This is a genomic window from Microtetraspora malaysiensis (genome assembly GCF_050947145.1).
Lineage (GTDB): Bacteria > Actinomycetota > Actinomycetes > Streptosporangiales > Streptosporangiaceae > Microtetraspora_A > Microtetraspora_A malaysiensis.
This window is the reverse complement of record NZ_CP191998.1, coordinates 4,982,203-4,997,545: the sequence shown is the minus strand read 5'-3', so window position 1 is coordinate 4,997,545 and position 15,343 is coordinate 4,982,203. Positions and strand designations below refer to the sequence as shown.

The window sequence follows — 15,343 nt, the reverse complement described above, 5'->3', positions numbered from 1 at the left end:
ACCCGTGGCCCCAGCGGACGGCGCCGCCGAGCGCACCGTCGACCGGGTGGTCATGCGCGACATCCGCAAGCGCTACGGAATGGTCGACGCGCTGCGCGGCGTGACGCTGCGCGTCGGCCCGGGTGAGGTGATCGGGCTCGTCGGCGACAACGCCGCCGGAAAGTCCACCCTGATGAAGGTGCTCGCGGGCGCGGTCGTGCCGGACTCCGGCGAGATCGTCTTCGACGGGCAGACGGTCTCGTTCGCCACGCCGCGCGACGCGCGCGAGCTGGGCATCGAGATGGTGTACCAGGACCTCGCCCTCTGCGACGACATCGACGTGGCCGGCAACCTGTTCCTCGGCCGCGAGCCCCGCAAGGCCGGCGGCCTGCTGCTCGACGTCGCGCGGATGCACAGGGACGCCCGTCAGCACCTGGACGCGCTGAACATCCGGATCCCGCTCACCGACATCCCGGTGGGCGGCCTGTCCGGAGGGCAGCGCCAGGCCGTGGCCATCGCCCGCGCGGTGACCTTCGGCCCCAAGCTGCTCATCCTCGACGAGCCCACGGCGGCGCTGGCCGTCGCCGAGGTCGAGACCGTGCTCGAACTGATCAAGACGGTCTCCGCGCAGGGCGTCTCGGTCATCCTGATCACGCACCGCCTGCAGGACCTGTTCCGGGTCTGCGACCGGCTCTGCGTGATGTACGAGGGCACCCTGCGGGCCGACCTCGACGCCCGGGCCACCAGCCTGGAGCGGCTCGTCTCCGAGATCGTCGCCCACGACCAGATCGACTCCGGCAAGAGTGACGCCGGAGAGGCCGGCGGGCGGAAGGGGAACGACACGACCGAGGGAGCGCGACGGTGACCACGAGCGAGCCGACCACCACCGCAGGCAAGCCACCCGTCGTCAGCGAACGGGTCGTGACCACGCGCGCGGCCCGCGCCAACGCTCACATCGGCAAGCACGCGCAGACGATCGCGATCGGCGTCGTGCTGGTCCTCCTGCTGATCTTCTTCGCGTTCTCGGCGGACCGGTTCGCGACGACCGGCAACCTGCTCAACCTGCTGCGGCAGATCTCGCCGACGCTGATCGTCGCCATCGCCATGACGTTCGTGATCAGCACGTCCGGCATCGACCTGTCGGTCGGATCCACGGTCGCGCTGACGGGGTCGCTGCTGGCGATCGTGCTGCAGCACGGCTGGGACCCGACGCTGGCGCTCGTCGCCATCCTCGCGCTCGGCGCGCTGATCGGGTTCATCAACGGCTGGTTCTCGTCGTACCAGAACATCCCGCCGTTCATCGTCACCCTGGCCATGCTGTCGATCATGCGCGGCACCGCGCTGCGCGCCACCGAGGGGTACTCCACCCCGATCGACGGCGACCTGTGGATCGTCCAGCTCGGGCAGGGACGCGTCGCCGGGATCCCGGTGCCGGTCATCCTCGCCGTCGTGGTCGCGGCGGTCGGCTGGATCACCCTGACCCGCACGCCGTTCGGCCGGTACGTGATCGGCCTGGGCTCCAACGGCGAGTCGCTGCGCCGTACCGGCGTGAACACCCGCAAGGTCGGGCTGGCCGTCTACGTGCTGACCGGCCTGGCCGCGGCCCTGGCCGGCGTGCTGATCGCCACCCGGCTCAGCTCCGGCTCCTCGAATGCGGGGAGCGGCTTCGAGCTCGAAGTGATCACGGCCGTGGTGCTCGGCGGCACCAGCCTCTTCGGCGGCCGGGGCAGCATGCTCGGCACCATGCTGGGCGCGCTCACCCTCGGCGTCATCGCCAACGGCCTCGTGCTGCTGCACGTCTCGCCGTTCTACGTCCAGATCGTGCAGGGCGCGATCCTGCTGCTGGCCATCTTCGCCAACAGCAAGGTCTGGGCCAGATTCGGCGCGGTGCGCAAATGACCACGGGGGCGCGAGGCACCGGCGTCACCGTGACCACGGTGCTCGGCCCGGTGCCCGTCGAGGAGCTGGGCGTCACGCTCTGCCACGAGCACCTGCGCAACGACGGCGACCTGGCCTGGCACCCGGCGCCCGACGGCGACGCCGAGGGCGAGCTGATCGCCAGCGCGCCGGTGCGGATGGAGTTCCTCGGCCGGCTGCATAACGACCCGTACCTCTCCCGCGACAACGTGTCCCTGGACGACACCGACGTCGCGATCGAGGAGGTGGCCCGGTTCGCCGCGCGCGGCGGGCGCAGCGTCCTCGAGGTCACCCCGGAGGGCCTCGGCCGCGCCCCGGCCGAGCTGGCCGCGATCGCCCGCGCCACCGGTCTCAACATCGTGATGGGCTGCGGCTTCTATCTGGAGCGCACCCATCCCGAGCGGGTCCGCGGCATGAGCGTCGCGGACATCGCCGCCGAGATCGAGCGCGACCTCACCGAGGGCGTGGACGGCGTGCGCGCGGGCGTCATCGGCGAGATCGGTGTCTCCCCGGACTTCACCACCGAGGAGGAGAAGGTCCTGCGCGCCGCCGCGCGGGCGCAGGCCCGCACGCGGGTGCCGCTGTCCGTGCACCTCCCCGGGTGGGTACGGCACGGCCACCGCGTGCTCGACGTCATCGCCGAGGAGGGCGGCCTGATCGAGGCCACCGTCCTGTCGCACCTCAACCCCAGCGGAGGGGACCGCGACTACCAGGTCGCGCTCGCCACCCGCGGCGCCTACCTCGGGTACGACATGTGCGGCATGGACTACCTCTACCCGGGCGAGGGCCAGTCCCCGTGCGACGAGGACAACGCCGCCGCGGTCGCGTGGCTGCACCGCGCCGGGCTGGGCCACCGGGTGCTGCTGTCCCAGGACGTGTTCCTCAAGACCATGCTGGTCCGCTACGGCGGCACCGGTTACGCGCACATCCTGACCCACTTCGTGCCGCGGTTGCACCGGCACGGGCTGACCCCCGCGGACACCACGCGGATGCTCGTGGACAACCCGCGCGACCTCTTCCTGGCCTTCGCGGCGCCAGGGAACCGCCACACTTCCGACACCATCGACACCCTCTAAGGAGACATCCTCATGACCCGCGTGCTTGTCGCCGGCGAATCGTGGGTGAGCGTTTCGACCCATTACAAGGGCTTCGACGCGTTCACCTCGACCACCTACCACACCGGTTTCGAGCCGCTGCGGGACGTCCTGGTCGCCGACGGCGTGGAGGTCGACCACCTTCCCGCGCACGACGTGCCCAAACTGTTCCCGGGGACGCTCGACGCCCTGTCCGCGTACGACGTCATCGTGCTCTCCGACATCGGCGCCAACAGCATCCTGCTGCACCCCGACACCTGGCTGGCCTGCGGCAAGACCGTCAACCGGATCGAGCTGCTGGCGGAGTGGGTTGAGCAGGGCGGCGGCCTCGCGATGGCGGGCGGCTACCTGAGCTTCCAGGGCTTCGAGGCCAAGGCCGCCTACAGCGGCACCGCCGTCGAGCGGGTGCTGCCCGCCCGGATCTCCCGGTTCGACGACCGGGTGGAGACGCCGCAGGGCGTGCCCGGCGCCCTCGCCGACGGCTCGCACCCGATCACCGCCGGCCTTCCCGCGGAATGGCCCGCGCTGCTCGGGTACAACCGGTTCGAGGTGCCGGAGGACGCGACCCTCCTCGCCACGGTCGGCGGCGACCCGCTGCTCGCCGTACGCGAGGCCGGGGCCGGCCGCACGCTCGCCTGGGCGTCGGACATCGCGCCGCACTGGTGCCCGGACGAGTTCATGGCGTGGGACGGGTACGCCACCCTGTTCACCCGCGCCGTACGGTGGCTGGCCAAGGAGATCTGACGTGCCCATCCCGGTGATCCTGGACTGTGACCCCGGCCATGACGACGCCATGGCCATTCTGCTCGCGGTGGCGAATCCGGCGATCGACCTGCGCGCGGTGTCCACCGTCGCGGGCAACCAGACCGTCGAGAAGACGGCGCTCAACGCCCGGCGGATGCTCAGCCTGGCGGGGGTCACCGGGGTGCCCGTCGCGGCCGGCTGCGACCGGCCGCTGACCGGGACCCTGGAGGTCGGCGACTACGTGCACGGGGAGAGCGGGCTGGACGGCCCGGCGTTCGGCGAGCCGGACGTGCCCCTCGACCCGCGGCACGGCGTCGAGCTCATCCACGACACGCTCGCGGCGGCGGACGAGCCCGTCACGATCGTGGCGATCGGGCCGCTGACCAACATCGCGACCCTGCTGCGGCGCCACCCCGAGGACCGGGAGCGGATCCGCCAGATCGTGATCATGGGTGGCTCGACCGAGCGGGGCAACCACACCCCGTACGCCGAGTTCAACATCGTCACCGACCCGGAGGCCGCCGCCGAGGTTCTCGACAGCGGTGTCCCGACCACGTGGGTGGGGCTCAACGTCAGCCACCAGGCGCTGGTCACCGCTGACGTGCTCGACCGCATCTCCGCGCTCGGCACCCCGCTGGCCCGCGTCTGCGTGGAACTGCTCACCTTCTTCGGGTCGAGCTACCACCAGGCGTGGGGCTTCGAGGCGCCGCCGCTGCACGACCCGATCACCATCGCGTACCTGATCGACCCGCAGGTCATGACGTACGCGCGGGTGGGGCTGCGGATCGAGGTCGAGGGCAAGTACACCCGGGGTGCCACGGTCGCCGACCTGCACGGCCGGATGGACTGGGAGCCCAACGCGAATGTGGGCCTGATCCTCGACCGTGACCGCTTCTGGGACCTGATGATCGGCGCGATCGAGACGCTGGGCGCCGCGAAGTAGCCCAGGACCTGTAGAGACGTCTTTCGGGAATCGTCCAGGAAACTCCACGATCCGCGAAGATCATGACGCACGTGTGACGCACGATCATGAAACGCGCCCCGCCGCCATCCAGGCGACGGGGCGCACGCGCGCACAGGGTCAGCGCTTGGCCGGCAGCGCTCCGCGCCGGATGGGGTACGCCGCCTGATCCGGAGTTTCACGATCGTGTGAAACTTAGCCGGCACTCACAGTCATACCTTCGTCACATGGTTCCCCCCCACGAATGTGATTCGCCAGGGGTGACGGAACCCCCGACCGGGCGACTTCCCGCCGCCCGGCACCCGGTTCGGCCGCACCCTGGTCTGGCGCCCGGAGACCCTCACCCGATGGCACGCCGGCCGTCCGGGACGCGGAGCCGGAGGAGGCCGGCCGCCGAAAGGCTGACCAGGACACGTCGGTCTGTTGGGACCTCAAGAGATGATCGGACTGCGACGTTCGACAAGAACGACGTCACGCCAGACGCCATGGTGGCGGCCGATGCGCTCGCGGGTTCCGACAATGTGGAAGCCGGCGCGGGCGTGCAGGGCGAGGCTGGCGGCGTTCTCTGGGAAGATGCCTGACTGGATGGTCCAGATCCCGGCGGCCTCGGTGGATCGGATCAACGCCTGGAGCAGCGCGAGTCCGACTCCTCGTCCACGCGCCTCGGGGTGGACGTAGACGGAATGCTCGACCACGCCGGCGTAGGCGCAGCGGTCCGACAACGCCACGGCGGCGATCCAGCCCAGCACCCGCCCCTCGTCATCGAGGGCGACGTGCCGGTGGGCGGGCAGTTTCCTGGCGTCGAACTGCTCCCAGGTGGGGGCGGCGGTCTCGAAGGTCGCCTGGCCCTCGTCGACGCCGAGTTGGTAGATCGCGAGTACCTGGTCGGCGTGCTCAGGCGCCATGGCGACAATGCGCACGCTGTCAGCGGTCATCGGTGTTCCTCCGGGAGGATCTCGGCGATCAGGCCGCGAACGCGCTTCTCGATCTCGTCGCGGATCGGGCGGACGGCCTCCACTCCCCGGCCCGCGGGGTCGTCGAGCTGCCAGTCCAGGTAGCGCTTTCCGGGGAAGATCGGGCAGGCGTCCCCGCATCCCATGGTGATGACAGCGTCGGAGGCGCGCACCGCGTCGGCGGTGAGCACCTTGGGGATCTCCGCGGAGATGTCGATGCCAACCTCTTTCATCGCCTCCACCACGGCCGGGTTCACCCCGTCCGCGGGCGCGGATCCGGCGGAGTGGACTCGGACCCGGCCCGGCGCGAGGTGGGTGAGGAAGGCGGCGGCCATCTGTGAGCGGCCGGCGTTGTGGACGCAGACGAACAGCACTTCCGGAATATCGGACACAGGGACGGCTCCTCGCGAGGGCGGCGATCAGGCGGGCTGGGGCTGGATGCGGCGGCGCAAAGCCAGGGACAGGTAGACGAGCGAGACCAGGGCGGGAACCTCGATCAGCGGGCCGACCACCCCGGCGAGGGCCTGGCCGGATATGAGGCCGAAGGTGGCGATGGCCACCGCGATGGCCAGCTCGAAGTTGTTGCCCGCCGCGGTGAATGCCAGCGTCGCGGTGCGCGCGTACCCGAGCCCGGCGAGCCGGCCCAGGGCGAAGGAGCCGCACCACATGATGGCGAAGTAGGCCAGCAGCGGCAGCGCGATCCGGGCCACGTCGAAGGGCTGGGATGTGATGGCCTCGCCTTGCAGAGCGAACAGGATCACGATGGTGAACAGCAGTCCCCACAGCGCCGCGGGGCCGATCTTCGGCAGGAAGCGGGTCTCGTACCAGTGCCGGCCTTTGGCCTTCTCTCCCAGGCGGCGGGTGAGGTAGCCGGCGACGAGCGGGACGCCGAGGAAGATGAGGACGGAGCGGGCGATGTCCCAGGTGGAGACGTCCAGCTCGGTCTGGGGCAGGCCGAGCCAGCCGGGCAGCACGCTGAGGTAGAACCAGCCGAGCCCGGAGAAGGCGATGACCTGGAAGACGCTGTTGAGCGCGACCAGGACGGCGGCGGCCTCCCGGTCGCCGCAGGCCAGGTCGTTCCAGATGACGACCATGGCGATGCAGCGGGCCAGGCCGACGATGATCAGTCCGGTGCGGTAGGCAGGCAGGTCGGGCAGGAAGATCCAGGCCAGGGCGAACATGACGGCCGGGCCGAGCAGCCAGTTGAGCACCAGCGAGGAGATGAGGAGTCGCCGGTCGCCGGTCACCGTGTCCAGGCGGTCGTAGCGGACCTTGGCCAGCACGGGATACATCATCACCAGCAGGCCGAGCGCGATCGGCAGCGAGATACCGTCCACCTGCACGGCCTCCAGCGCGCTTCCCAGGCCGGGGATCGCTCGGCCGGCCACCAACCCGGCGGCCATGGCGGCGGCGATCCAGACCGGCAGCAGTCGGTCCAGCATCGACAACCGTCCCACCACCACCGCCGCGGCGCCGTCCGCGGTGTCGGAAGCGACAGCAGTCCTGGGTATGTCGCTCATACCGTCGCCACCACACGCGGCCCCAGGATCGCCGACAACCGCTCCAGCGTCCCGGGGTTGATCCAGTAGTAGACCCAGGTGCCGCGCCGCTCACAGTCGATCAGGCCCGCCTTCCGCAGGACCTTCAGATGGTGGCTGATGGTCGGCGCGGTTAGGTCGAAGGCGTCGGTCAGATCGCACACGCACGCCTCGCCGCCCTCATGGCAGGCGATGAGGGACAGCAGACGCAGCCGCACCGGGTCGGCGATCGCCTTGAACAGCGCGGCCAGCTCTTCGGCCTCAGCCTGGCCGAGAGGCGCGCAGGCCAGCGGCGTGCAGCAGGCCGTGTCGCCGGTGCCGCTCGTCGGGGACTGGATGACCGGCAGCGCTTGTTTCGACATATTTCTAATTTGACAGAGTTCAAAGCAGGCTGCAAGCTGGCGGCGAAGCGCTGGTTAGATGTTCATCTAACCAGCACGTGCGGTGGTGGATGGCCACCACCCGCCCACGTGTCCGAGGAGGATCACATGTCCCGTGTCCAGCTCGCCCTGCGCGTCGCCGACCTGGAAGGATCGATCGCCTTCTACTCCCGGCTGTTCGGCGCCGAGCCGACCAAGCGCCGGGAGGGGTACGCCAACTTCGCCATCACCGAGCCGCCGCTCAAGCTCGTCCTGATCGAGGGAGAGGCCGGACAGGAGACCCGCCTGGACCACCTCGGCGTCGAGGTGTCCTCGACCGAGGAGGTCACCGCCGCGACCGAGCGACTGAAGGAGGCGGGCCTGGCTACCTTCGAGGAGAACGACACCTCCTGCTGCTACGCCCTGCAGGACAAGGTGTGGGTGCACGGCCCCGGACGCGAACCGTGGGAGGTCTACGTGGTCAAGGCCGACGCCGACACCCTCGGCAAGAGCGCGGTCTCCGGCGACCTGTCGGCTCCTTGCGTCTGCGGTAGCCCAGAAACCGAGGATGCGCAGCAGGCCACGGCCGCCACCGGCGGCTGCTGCTGACGGTCACGCATCTCTACCCACGGCAGTGGTGTGCTGTGGATCGGGTGTGTCGTCCCCTCTGTGGTCCGCGATGCCGTGCGTCCCTGGCGTCCCAGGGCAACGAGCCGCCCGCGCCGCGCGGCCCCGGTCGCGACGATGACCGGATGGACGAGGCGAACCCGCTCACAAAGTTGCCTGCCGCGCTCCACGAGGAGCTGGAGGAGCCGTGCCCGGCCGAGGTGACCGAGGCGGCCTTGCAGGTGTGGGCGGAACGCCGGGCTACGCCGAGTCCCGATCTTGGTCACCAACACTCTTCGAGACGGTTGCCGCAGACCGGTCTCATGGTATTGATCGCTACGCCCGGCGCGACCGGAGCAGCAGACATCCAGATCCTGATCTACCCGGCCGGGGCCACCAACCTGGTGCACGGCATGATCGCGCAGGCTCACCGCATCATCGATAGGCACTGGAAGGATCAGCCCGAACGGCTCGACGATCAGGGGGCCACACACCGGGACCACCTTCGGGACCTGATTCTCTACATCGACGTCGCTCTGGCGCGAGAACTGGGAGGAGAACCACCATGGCGGCGGCGAACTCGACTTTGAGTCGATCGCGCCCGCCGCGGCCCGAAAATCTCCTCGACGAACAGCGCTGTGGGCAGGTCGGACAACGCCTGGATCCGCACCTAACCGAGTGCCGGCGGGTGCTCGGCTGGACGGCGTCCCCAGGCCGAGATCAGCGGCGCGAGTGTCAGGTCGAGTTTGCCCGCGTGGATGGCGGCCAAGTGCGCGTCGATCTCGGCGTCGTCGGCCAGGCCGGCCGCGAGCAGCTCGCCGCGCACGTGCCGGATGGTCGCCGCCTCCAGCCGGTCGCAGGCCAGCCCGCCGACCGGGAAAGAGCCCGCCGCGGCGACATCTACCAAGCCGGCCTCACGCAATGCCCGCGGCAGTGTCCGGCCGTAGCGCAGGTCCGCGCCGCGGCGCGTCAGCAGCTCCCGGACCGCGTCACGCAGCCGGTTGGCCCGCCGCTGCGCCGGGCCGCTGTCGTCCAGGCATGCCAGTGGCTGCAGAGCGGTATCGGCGTCCTCGACCAGCAGCCAGCCGCCGGGCCGCAGCCATCGTGGCCAACGCCCGAGCCCGGTCGGGTACATGGACCAGCACGAGCCGGGCGTGCACCAGATCGAACGTCCCCGGCTCCGGGGGCGGGTCAGCGGCGACGTCGTGCCGGCGCACCTCGTACCCGCCGCCTGCCTTCAGCCACGACGGGTCGATGTCCGTCGCCAGCACGTGCCCGGTCGGACCGACGGCCGCCGCGAGCGCCTCCGGGATACTGCGGCCACCGGCCCCCACCTCCCAGCAGCGCGAGCCAACCCTGACCCCCAGTCGATCGAAGTGCCCCCGCGTCACACCGTCGAACAGCTCGGCCAGCCAAACGAATCGCTCGCCCGCCTCGGCGCGCGCGTTGTCCAGCAGGTACCCGCGGGCGGGAGCGGGCTCTCCACCGAGCGCGGTAGTCCCGCCTATCGGATCCGGTCGGCCACCGACGTGCGGCGGGCGGGGCGAGGAGGTCATCACTACATGGTCACCTCCCCAGACCACCAGCGCCACGACGACGGGAGAGGGATATCTCACACAGCCAGCGAACCCCGCACGTCCTACAGCACGGTTCTGCGCCGTGACGCGCCGGAAGGGGTCGGCCACCCCGCCTACGGGGCGGGACAGCAGCAGGGCGTCCGCGTTGTCAGGGGAGCGGCCAAGGCGCTTGATGATGTCTTCCTTGGGATCGACTTTGATCTTTCCCTTGGGGCCGAGTTCCCACGGTGGTTCGAGCCGTGCTCCAAGAGCCTCATCGCCCAGGTCGAGCGCGGGCACAAGCCCGCCACCCAATCGGCGGGCGAAGGCCGCCCGGGACAGTTCGGCCTGCCGGCGACCCCGAACTGGACCTACTGACCCTCGGCGAGATCAGGCGCCTGCTCGTTCGACTGCTCCATCAGGACCGCTCACACCGCGACTGATGTGCTGAGCTGGTCCCGCCGGCGGCGACGCCATCAAGCCCGTGCTTCTGGGCGGCTCCCGAAATCGCGGAGAAACGCGTCCCGTTCCCACGTGGACAGCAGGCTCGAAGGGATGGTGAAGTCCCGCGCGGAATCCCGGCGGTGCGAGTCGGCGGCGGGCCGGTACCGATCGGTTTCGCTGTGCCAGCGGTACGAGCCGGCAGCCCAGCCCTGGATGGCCTGGGCATGCCGTAGGACGGCACGCTGAGTCTCAGGATCCGCATGCAGGTCATGCAGCACTTGCGGGAGGTCCGTCTCGACGTTCTCTTCGAGTGTCCTGACCCGGCCCGTCAGGATGCGGTCGACGAAGGAGACCGCGTCCTTGAGGGAGACACCGAGGAGTTCCTGGGCCACGTGCACGATGTTGTTCCTCGCGACGCCCTCGCGGACTTCCTTGGGATAGGACACGATGTCGTTGTGCAGATCGACCGTGTCCCGGAATGAGTCGATCAGCACAGTGAACGGCCGGGTGCCCCGGATGTCATCGGGGATCTCCCAACCGAGGGAGTGCTCCATCAGTAGAGCGCTGCACCCGGCCGCCCCGTAGTCGCGGCGCATCTCGGTCTGCTCGATGAGGTCGGGAAACCGGTGGCGTTCGAGGTTCTCTGTCTCCCACAGCGATGCCTCCAGGAACTGCCGTACGGACCTGGTGTACAGCAGGCGCCACGGAATCGACGCCGAGGGCGCCGTGCGGCGCCACAGGTCGGCCAGCGCACGTTCCACAGGATGCTCGGGAGGTGGCACCAGGCCGGGTGTCATGATCGGCATGAATGCCATCAGTCGCTCGATACGTCGCAGGATCTGCTCCCGGTTACCGAGAGCTTCACACCCGGCGTTGAAGACGTCGTCCAGGCACCAGATGAGGCTGTGCCAGCCAGACAACAACTCCAGCTCCTCGGCACAGGCATGGGGATAGGTCCAGGCGGTGAACCGGGTGAAGTCCGCCCGGTCGAAGGTCTCCGCACTCCAGCCGCCGTGGTGTGAGTCGGTGCCCAGCGGCTCAAGCAGACCCACAGCGCATGCCCAGGCGCGAACTCGCGGGCGGACGGCCTCCAGGTGCGGATTCACCTTGGCCTGGAACGGCATATAGAACGAGGGGAGCTGGAAGGCGTCCGTCAACGCGGCCTCCTGGATGGTGCCGTCAGTTCGGGGTCACGCCCGCTGGAGAGCGGTGGGTTGCCGGCAGGCGGATCAAGGAGCGCGATATCGCCGGTGAGGCTACCCGGTGAGTCCGGTGGGTAAACAAGGCCGCTGGTTTCCAGCTTCGATCGGGTGGCGGGTCGTGGCGACACATTGCCGGTCGGCCCGGAATCGTCTGATCGGACGAACGTCCTTCCTTCCGGCCAGATCACGATCAGACCGCGATCCGCGCCACCGCTGATCAATAAACACGAAAAGAGCTGCCTAAGAACGGAATGGCGGTGTTTGTCGTCTCACAGCGCCGGAGATCCACACGATGCGGAAATAGCCCCATCGAGGGTTATCCGGGGCAATCTTCGGCATGGATGACTCCGTTGGTAAATCCACAAATCCACCACCATAGCTGGGTAATACGGGCAGGATCGGTGCGCCGGTCGGGTCATGAGAGGTGGGAAAGTGTCGCTGGATGCTCGGGGTGATCAGGAGGTGCCGGAGTTAACCGCACGGGTGGTGCGGGCGGCATTCCCCAAGGGCACGCTGGCTGTTCGGATGCGTGAAGCGCTCGGGCCGCTGTTCGCCGATGAGTCATTCGCCGAAGCCTTCTCCCGCCGTGGCCGTCCGGCGGTCTCGCGCCGACTCACGCCGCCCCCGGCCCAAGCCGAGCAAGATCGGGCAAAATCCCGAACTTCGGGCATACATTCAGGACCACATGCACAAACGCTGGAGTCCTGAGCAGATCTGCCAGAGCCTGCGCAGGAGCTTTCCCGACCGCGCGGAGATCTACGTGTGCCACGAGACGATCTACCAGGCCCTCTACGTTCAAGGCCGCGGTGGTGAAGATCAGCGAACGGCCCGCCGAGGCCACCGACCGAGCCGTCCCCGGCCACTGGGAAGGTGACCTCATCATCGGCAAGAATCACACATCGGCCATATCGCGGCCGACATGCCGGTCTACTTCTGTGATCCGGCCAGTCCGTGGCAGCGCGGCTCGAACGAAAGCACCAACGGCCTGCTGCGCCAGTACTTCCCCAAAAGCACCGATTTGTCTGTCCACACGCGCGAATTCCTAGATGCCGTCGCTGCCGAACTCAACGCGAGGCCAAGAAAGACGCTCGACTGGGATACCCCAGCCGAGCGTCTCGCTATGCTTCTCGCCGCCAGTAACTGATCACAGTGTTGCGACGACCCCTCGAATTCGCCTGGCGAAGGGTGGCGGGGCGCTCTGGTGCAGATCAGCAGGCCAGCTCCTGTATGAGCCGGCAGGTCGTTCGCGGTCCTCCACTAGATGGCAAGAGCCAACCGATTCGTGGACGTTCAGGTCCTGCGGATCGATATGCGTCCCCTCGGCCGTTCCTCCTACTGGCCTTTGAGTGCGGCGACGGCGCATGCCACCGATTTTAATTGGGTGAGACCGGCTATCTCAGCCCTGCGTCCCCGATGAGCCCGTTTCACGGGACGTCGAAGCCTCAGTCCTCACGCTCCTGTCGCGGCTGGCTGATCCGGATGTTGTTGACCACGAACTGGTGCTGACGCTGGTGCTGGCGCTGGTCTCCGCGCTGCTGCTGGTGGTCGCGGTTGTGGTTGCGGTTGTGGTTGCGGTTGCGGCTGCTCTCCCATCTGGGGAAGCTGACCGTCGGCGTCACCGTGACCGGCTTCGTCACCGTTACCGGCTTCGCCACCGTTACGTGCTTCACCACCGGGGCCGGCGGGGGGATGTAGCCGCCGGCCTGGACGATGGCGGCGCTCGCCGCAGTGACGGTGGTAGCGGCGCCCAGCGCGACCGCCCCACCGGTCAACGCGGCGCCCACGGCGAGCAGCCCGACGAGACTCTTGAACTTGGACATAGCGATTCTCCCCTGAAAAGGAATCGATTCCTCTAGACGCTCGAGCATCTCCGCCATCCAGGCCGAAGAATGCCCCGGATAACCCTCGATGGGGCTATTTCCGCATCGTGTGGATCTCCGGCGCTGTGAGGCGACAAACACCGCCATTCCGTTCTTAGGGAGCTCTTTTCGTGTTATTGATCAGCGGTGGCCCGGATCGCGGTCTAATCGTGATCTGGCCGGAAGGTGCGCATCGATAGTCCGCGTGACGGGGTTTCTTACCGGCCCGGTAGGGGTTGGCCGCGCCTCGACCCGCCCACCGACAAGGCCGGCGGCGCCGATCGCAACCGCGGCAACGCCGACCAGCTCCGGCACTGGTACATCCGCGGCGAGGGCGCCGCCCGGATCGCATGGGGCACCCCGGGCGACCTTCGGGGGATCGCTCCTCGACGCAGACGGAAACCAGCCGCCGAGGGCGACGACTGGGTCAAGGAGCTGCTGGGGCATTCCTCCGGGCCATGCCCGGGTTCACGCGCATGGGTGACGCACGATCCCGACACGACGCGACGCCCCATCCCTTTCCTGCCTGGAAATGGATGAGGCGTCGTGGTGTGCGGGCTCGCGCTCGACTACCGCCGCCCGGCTGGGCCGGGCAGCGTGCGGCGGCCGTCTACACGATGGTGCCGCTCCAGAGGTTCTTGGCCACGTTGTAGACCCCGAAGAACTCGCCGTCGAAGTACGGGGAGACGCTGATGTCGTAGCGGTTGTCGCCATCGGTGTCGGAGACGCTGATTGTGATGCCGTTGAGGTAACCGGAGCGGCTGCCATTGCTGTAGTTGTGCAGCCAGGCGGAGCCGAGGGAGCCTTCACCGGTGAAGGGGGAGTCGACGCCGATGAGCCGCTCGCCGTTGATGTCCAAAGCCATGGCGTTGAAGGTCTTGCCGTAGCTCCGTTCGAGGGTCTGGCCTGTGTAGGGCTGGGTTCCGTCGGGATTGGGTCCGGCCGGGTAGCCGAAGACGTCGACAGAAGAAGTCGTCGTCTGGTTGTAGGCGAGGCCCTGTCCGCCGACGTTTTCGACCAGCCTCCCGCTGTCGGTCAGCATGCCGGAGGAAGACAGGACGACGCCGTTGTACACAGTTACGAAGGCGAAGTCGCGGTCGTAGTCCTCGTACACGTCGAAGTCGTAGTGGACGAAGGCCTGCTTTGCGACGTACAGGCCCCACGGGGTCGTGCCCTCGGAGTAGCCGGGAACGAAGGCCCATTTGTCGAGCATGGCGCCGGCGCTCTGGGTGTCCTTCGCGCAGTGACCGGCCGTGGCGACGACGTTCTTGTAGCTCGACTGCATGGCGGTGCCCGTGCACCAGTGCGGCTGTCCGTCGGCGCCGACGAAGAACACCTTGCCTGAGGTCGTGGGCAGTTTCCCCTTCGGCGAGGTCGGGCCCGGCGCCGGCGGGACCACGCCGGGCTTGCCGTCCGGGACGATGGGGGTGGACGTCCGTTCTCCGTGGGCCACGGTCTGTACGGCGTAGGGTGTGGCGTTCTTCAGGTTGGCGGCCCCGTCGGCGAGCCAGAACGCCGCGACCTCCTGAGCGGCCGCCACAGTGGAGGCCAGCGGGGCCGCCACCGGGCTCGCGGCCTGAGTCGGCGCGGAGATGACAGTGGATCCCAGCAGACCTAAGCCGACACCTAACGCGACCAGTGCGCGCCTCATAATCGATCTCCCTGTCCGGTCGTGGGGCGTCCTTCACGGGCCCCGTCAGCATGGAAAATCGGCCCGGATGATCAGCGCGGCCGGGCAGGAAAATGATCTTACCCATTGTGGAAAATCTTGTGAAGACAACCAGTGTGGCCAAATTTATGCAGAGATGGAGGAGTCGTTCCCGAGGTCTCGCGCCTGGGGTCCCGGGTACGCCGGTACCGGACCGGGCGTACCACGAGGGGCGTCGGGCGGGGGCGACGCCGCGATCTCGACGCAGCTGGGGAAGTCAGAGGCTCCTCGTCCGCGACACAACGCGTCGTGGCATGAGCGGATAACAATGCTGAACGGAAAATCGGACCTAAGCCGGGCAGGCGGCAGCCTCCGCTCTGCGCAGCGGAACGGATGTCGTGGACCGGCCAGTGCCGAGGCGATCAGGTGGCGGGCGTGAGGGTGACCTGGTGGCCGAGAGCTTGGAGTTGGCGGACCTCCCTG

At 68.6% G+C, this 15,343-nt stretch carries 16 protein-coding genes and 2 pseudogenes; 9 read left to right on the top strand and 9 right to left on the bottom strand.

Features of this window, described 5'->3' with window-relative positions; translation table 11 throughout:
- The first annotated feature begins 4 nt into the window (after positions 1-4).
- The 5 genes from ACQP1V_RS23735 to ACQP1V_RS23715 are packed head-to-tail and all read left to right on the top strand — an operon-like array spanning position 5 to position 4,677.
- On the top strand, positions 5-844 hold the full coding sequence (locus ACQP1V_RS23735; protein WP_387414225.1) for an ATP-binding cassette domain-containing protein: 840 nt from the start codon (positions 5-7) through the stop codon (positions 842-844).
- The gene (locus tag ACQP1V_RS23730; protein ID WP_218001796.1) at positions 841-1,878 is read left to right on the top strand and encodes an ABC transporter permease; all 1,038 of its coding nucleotides are present in this window, start codon (positions 841-843) and stop codon (positions 1,876-1,878) included. Before ACQP1V_RS23735 ends, ACQP1V_RS23730 begins: the two co-directional genes overlap by 4 nt.
- Positions 1,875-2,972, top strand: a complete 1,098-nt coding sequence (locus tag ACQP1V_RS23725; RefSeq protein WP_433411810.1) for a phosphotriesterase family protein — start codon at positions 1,875-1,877, stop codon at positions 2,970-2,972. Before ACQP1V_RS23730 ends, ACQP1V_RS23725 begins: the two co-directional genes overlap by 4 nt.
- A gap of 12 nt (positions 2,973-2,984) precedes the next feature.
- A complete protein-coding gene (locus tag ACQP1V_RS23720) occupies positions 2,985-3,734 on the top strand; it encodes a glutamine amidotransferase (protein WP_067133455.1) in 750 nt (249 codons plus the stop codon).
- A gap of 1 nt (position 3,735) precedes the next feature.
- Positions 3,736-4,677 (top strand): nucleoside hydrolase, encoded by a 942-nt coding sequence (locus ACQP1V_RS23715; protein ID WP_433411808.1) that lies wholly within the window; start codon positions 3,736-3,738, stop codon positions 4,675-4,677.
- 449 nt (positions 4,678-5,126) lie between these two features.
- Here ACQP1V_RS23715 and ACQP1V_RS23710 read toward each other — a convergent pair whose 3' ends face one another.
- The 4 genes from ACQP1V_RS23710 to ACQP1V_RS23695 form a co-directional block, all read right to left on the bottom strand.
- Positions 5,127-5,630: an N-acetyltransferase family protein gene (locus ACQP1V_RS23710; protein WP_433411806.1), complete on the bottom strand. Its 504-nt coding sequence runs from the start codon at positions 5,628-5,630 to the stop codon at positions 5,127-5,129.
- Positions 5,627-5,983, bottom strand: a complete 357-nt coding sequence (locus ACQP1V_RS23705; protein ID WP_433425925.1) for an arsenate reductase ArsC — start codon at positions 5,981-5,983, stop codon at positions 5,627-5,629. Before ACQP1V_RS23705 ends, ACQP1V_RS23710 begins: the two co-directional genes overlap by 4 nt.
- 84 nt (positions 5,984-6,067) lie before the next feature.
- A complete protein-coding gene (gene arsB / locus ACQP1V_RS23700; protein WP_433411804.1) occupies positions 6,068-7,168 on the bottom strand; it encodes an ACR3 family arsenite efflux transporter in 1,101 nt (366 codons plus the stop codon).
- Positions 7,165-7,548: an ArsR/SmtB family transcription factor gene (locus ACQP1V_RS23695; RefSeq protein WP_433411802.1), complete on the bottom strand. Its 384-nt coding sequence runs from the start codon at positions 7,546-7,548 to the stop codon at positions 7,165-7,167. The genes arsB and ACQP1V_RS23695 overlap by 4 nt, the downstream gene beginning before the upstream one ends.
- A gap of 126 nt (positions 7,549-7,674) precedes the next feature.
- Between ACQP1V_RS23695 and ACQP1V_RS23690 the strand changes: the two genes are divergently transcribed.
- Together ACQP1V_RS23690 and ACQP1V_RS23685 are read left to right on the top strand one after the other, a co-directional pair.
- Positions 7,675-8,154 carry an ArsI/CadI family heavy metal resistance metalloenzyme gene (locus ACQP1V_RS23690; RefSeq protein ID WP_433411800.1) on the top strand — a complete coding sequence of 160 codons (480 nt, stop codon included), beginning with the start codon at positions 7,675-7,677 and terminating at the stop codon, positions 8,152-8,154.
- 143 nt (positions 8,155-8,297) lie between these two features.
- Positions 8,298-8,741: a hypothetical protein gene (locus ACQP1V_RS23685; protein WP_433411798.1), complete on the top strand. Its 444-nt coding sequence runs from the start codon at positions 8,298-8,300 to the stop codon at positions 8,739-8,741.
- An 80-nt stretch (positions 8,742-8,821) separates the two neighbouring features.
- Here the strand turns inward: ACQP1V_RS23685 and ACQP1V_RS23680 are convergent, their stop codons facing one another.
- Together ACQP1V_RS23680 and ACQP1V_RS23675 are read right to left on the bottom strand one after the other, a co-directional pair.
- A complete protein-coding gene (locus ACQP1V_RS23680; RefSeq protein WP_433426142.1) occupies positions 8,822-9,286 on the bottom strand; it encodes a hypothetical protein in 465 nt (154 codons plus the stop codon).
- Positions 9,287-9,308: 22 nt separating this feature from the next.
- Positions 9,309-9,707: pseudogene (locus ACQP1V_RS23675) on the bottom strand (AMP-binding protein); the annotation flags it as partial.
- 6 nt (positions 9,708-9,713) lie between these two features.
- Between ACQP1V_RS23675 and ACQP1V_RS23670 the strand changes: the two are divergent.
- Positions 9,714-10,085 carry a hypothetical protein gene (locus ACQP1V_RS23670; RefSeq protein ID WP_433411796.1) on the top strand — a complete coding sequence of 124 codons (372 nt, stop codon included), beginning with the start codon at positions 9,714-9,716 and terminating at the stop codon, positions 10,083-10,085.
- A gap of 98 nt (positions 10,086-10,183) precedes the next feature.
- Here ACQP1V_RS23670 and ACQP1V_RS23665 read toward each other — a convergent pair whose 3' ends face one another.
- On the bottom strand, positions 10,184-11,308 hold the full coding sequence (locus ACQP1V_RS23665) for a terpene synthase family protein (protein WP_433411794.1): 1,125 nt from the start codon (positions 11,306-11,308) through the stop codon (positions 10,184-10,186).
- A gap of 739 nt (positions 11,309-12,047) precedes the next feature.
- Between ACQP1V_RS23665 and ACQP1V_RS23660 the strand changes: the two are divergent.
- Positions 12,048-12,497, top strand: a pseudogene (locus ACQP1V_RS23660) (IS30 family transposase); the annotation flags it as partial.
- Between the two features lie 298 nt (positions 12,498-12,795).
- Here ACQP1V_RS23660 and ACQP1V_RS23655 read toward each other — a convergent pair.
- Together ACQP1V_RS23655 and ACQP1V_RS23650 are read right to left on the bottom strand one after the other, a co-directional pair.
- Entirely contained in the window at positions 12,796-13,173 is a 378-nt protein-coding gene (locus ACQP1V_RS23655) for a hypothetical protein (RefSeq protein ID WP_433411792.1), read from the bottom strand.
- A gap of 649 nt (positions 13,174-13,822) precedes the next feature.
- Positions 13,823-14,863, bottom strand: coding sequence for a trypsin-like serine peptidase (locus ACQP1V_RS23650; protein WP_433411790.1), 1,041 nt, complete (start codon positions 14,861-14,863; stop codon positions 13,823-13,825).
- Positions 14,864-15,343: the final 480 nt, after the last annotated feature.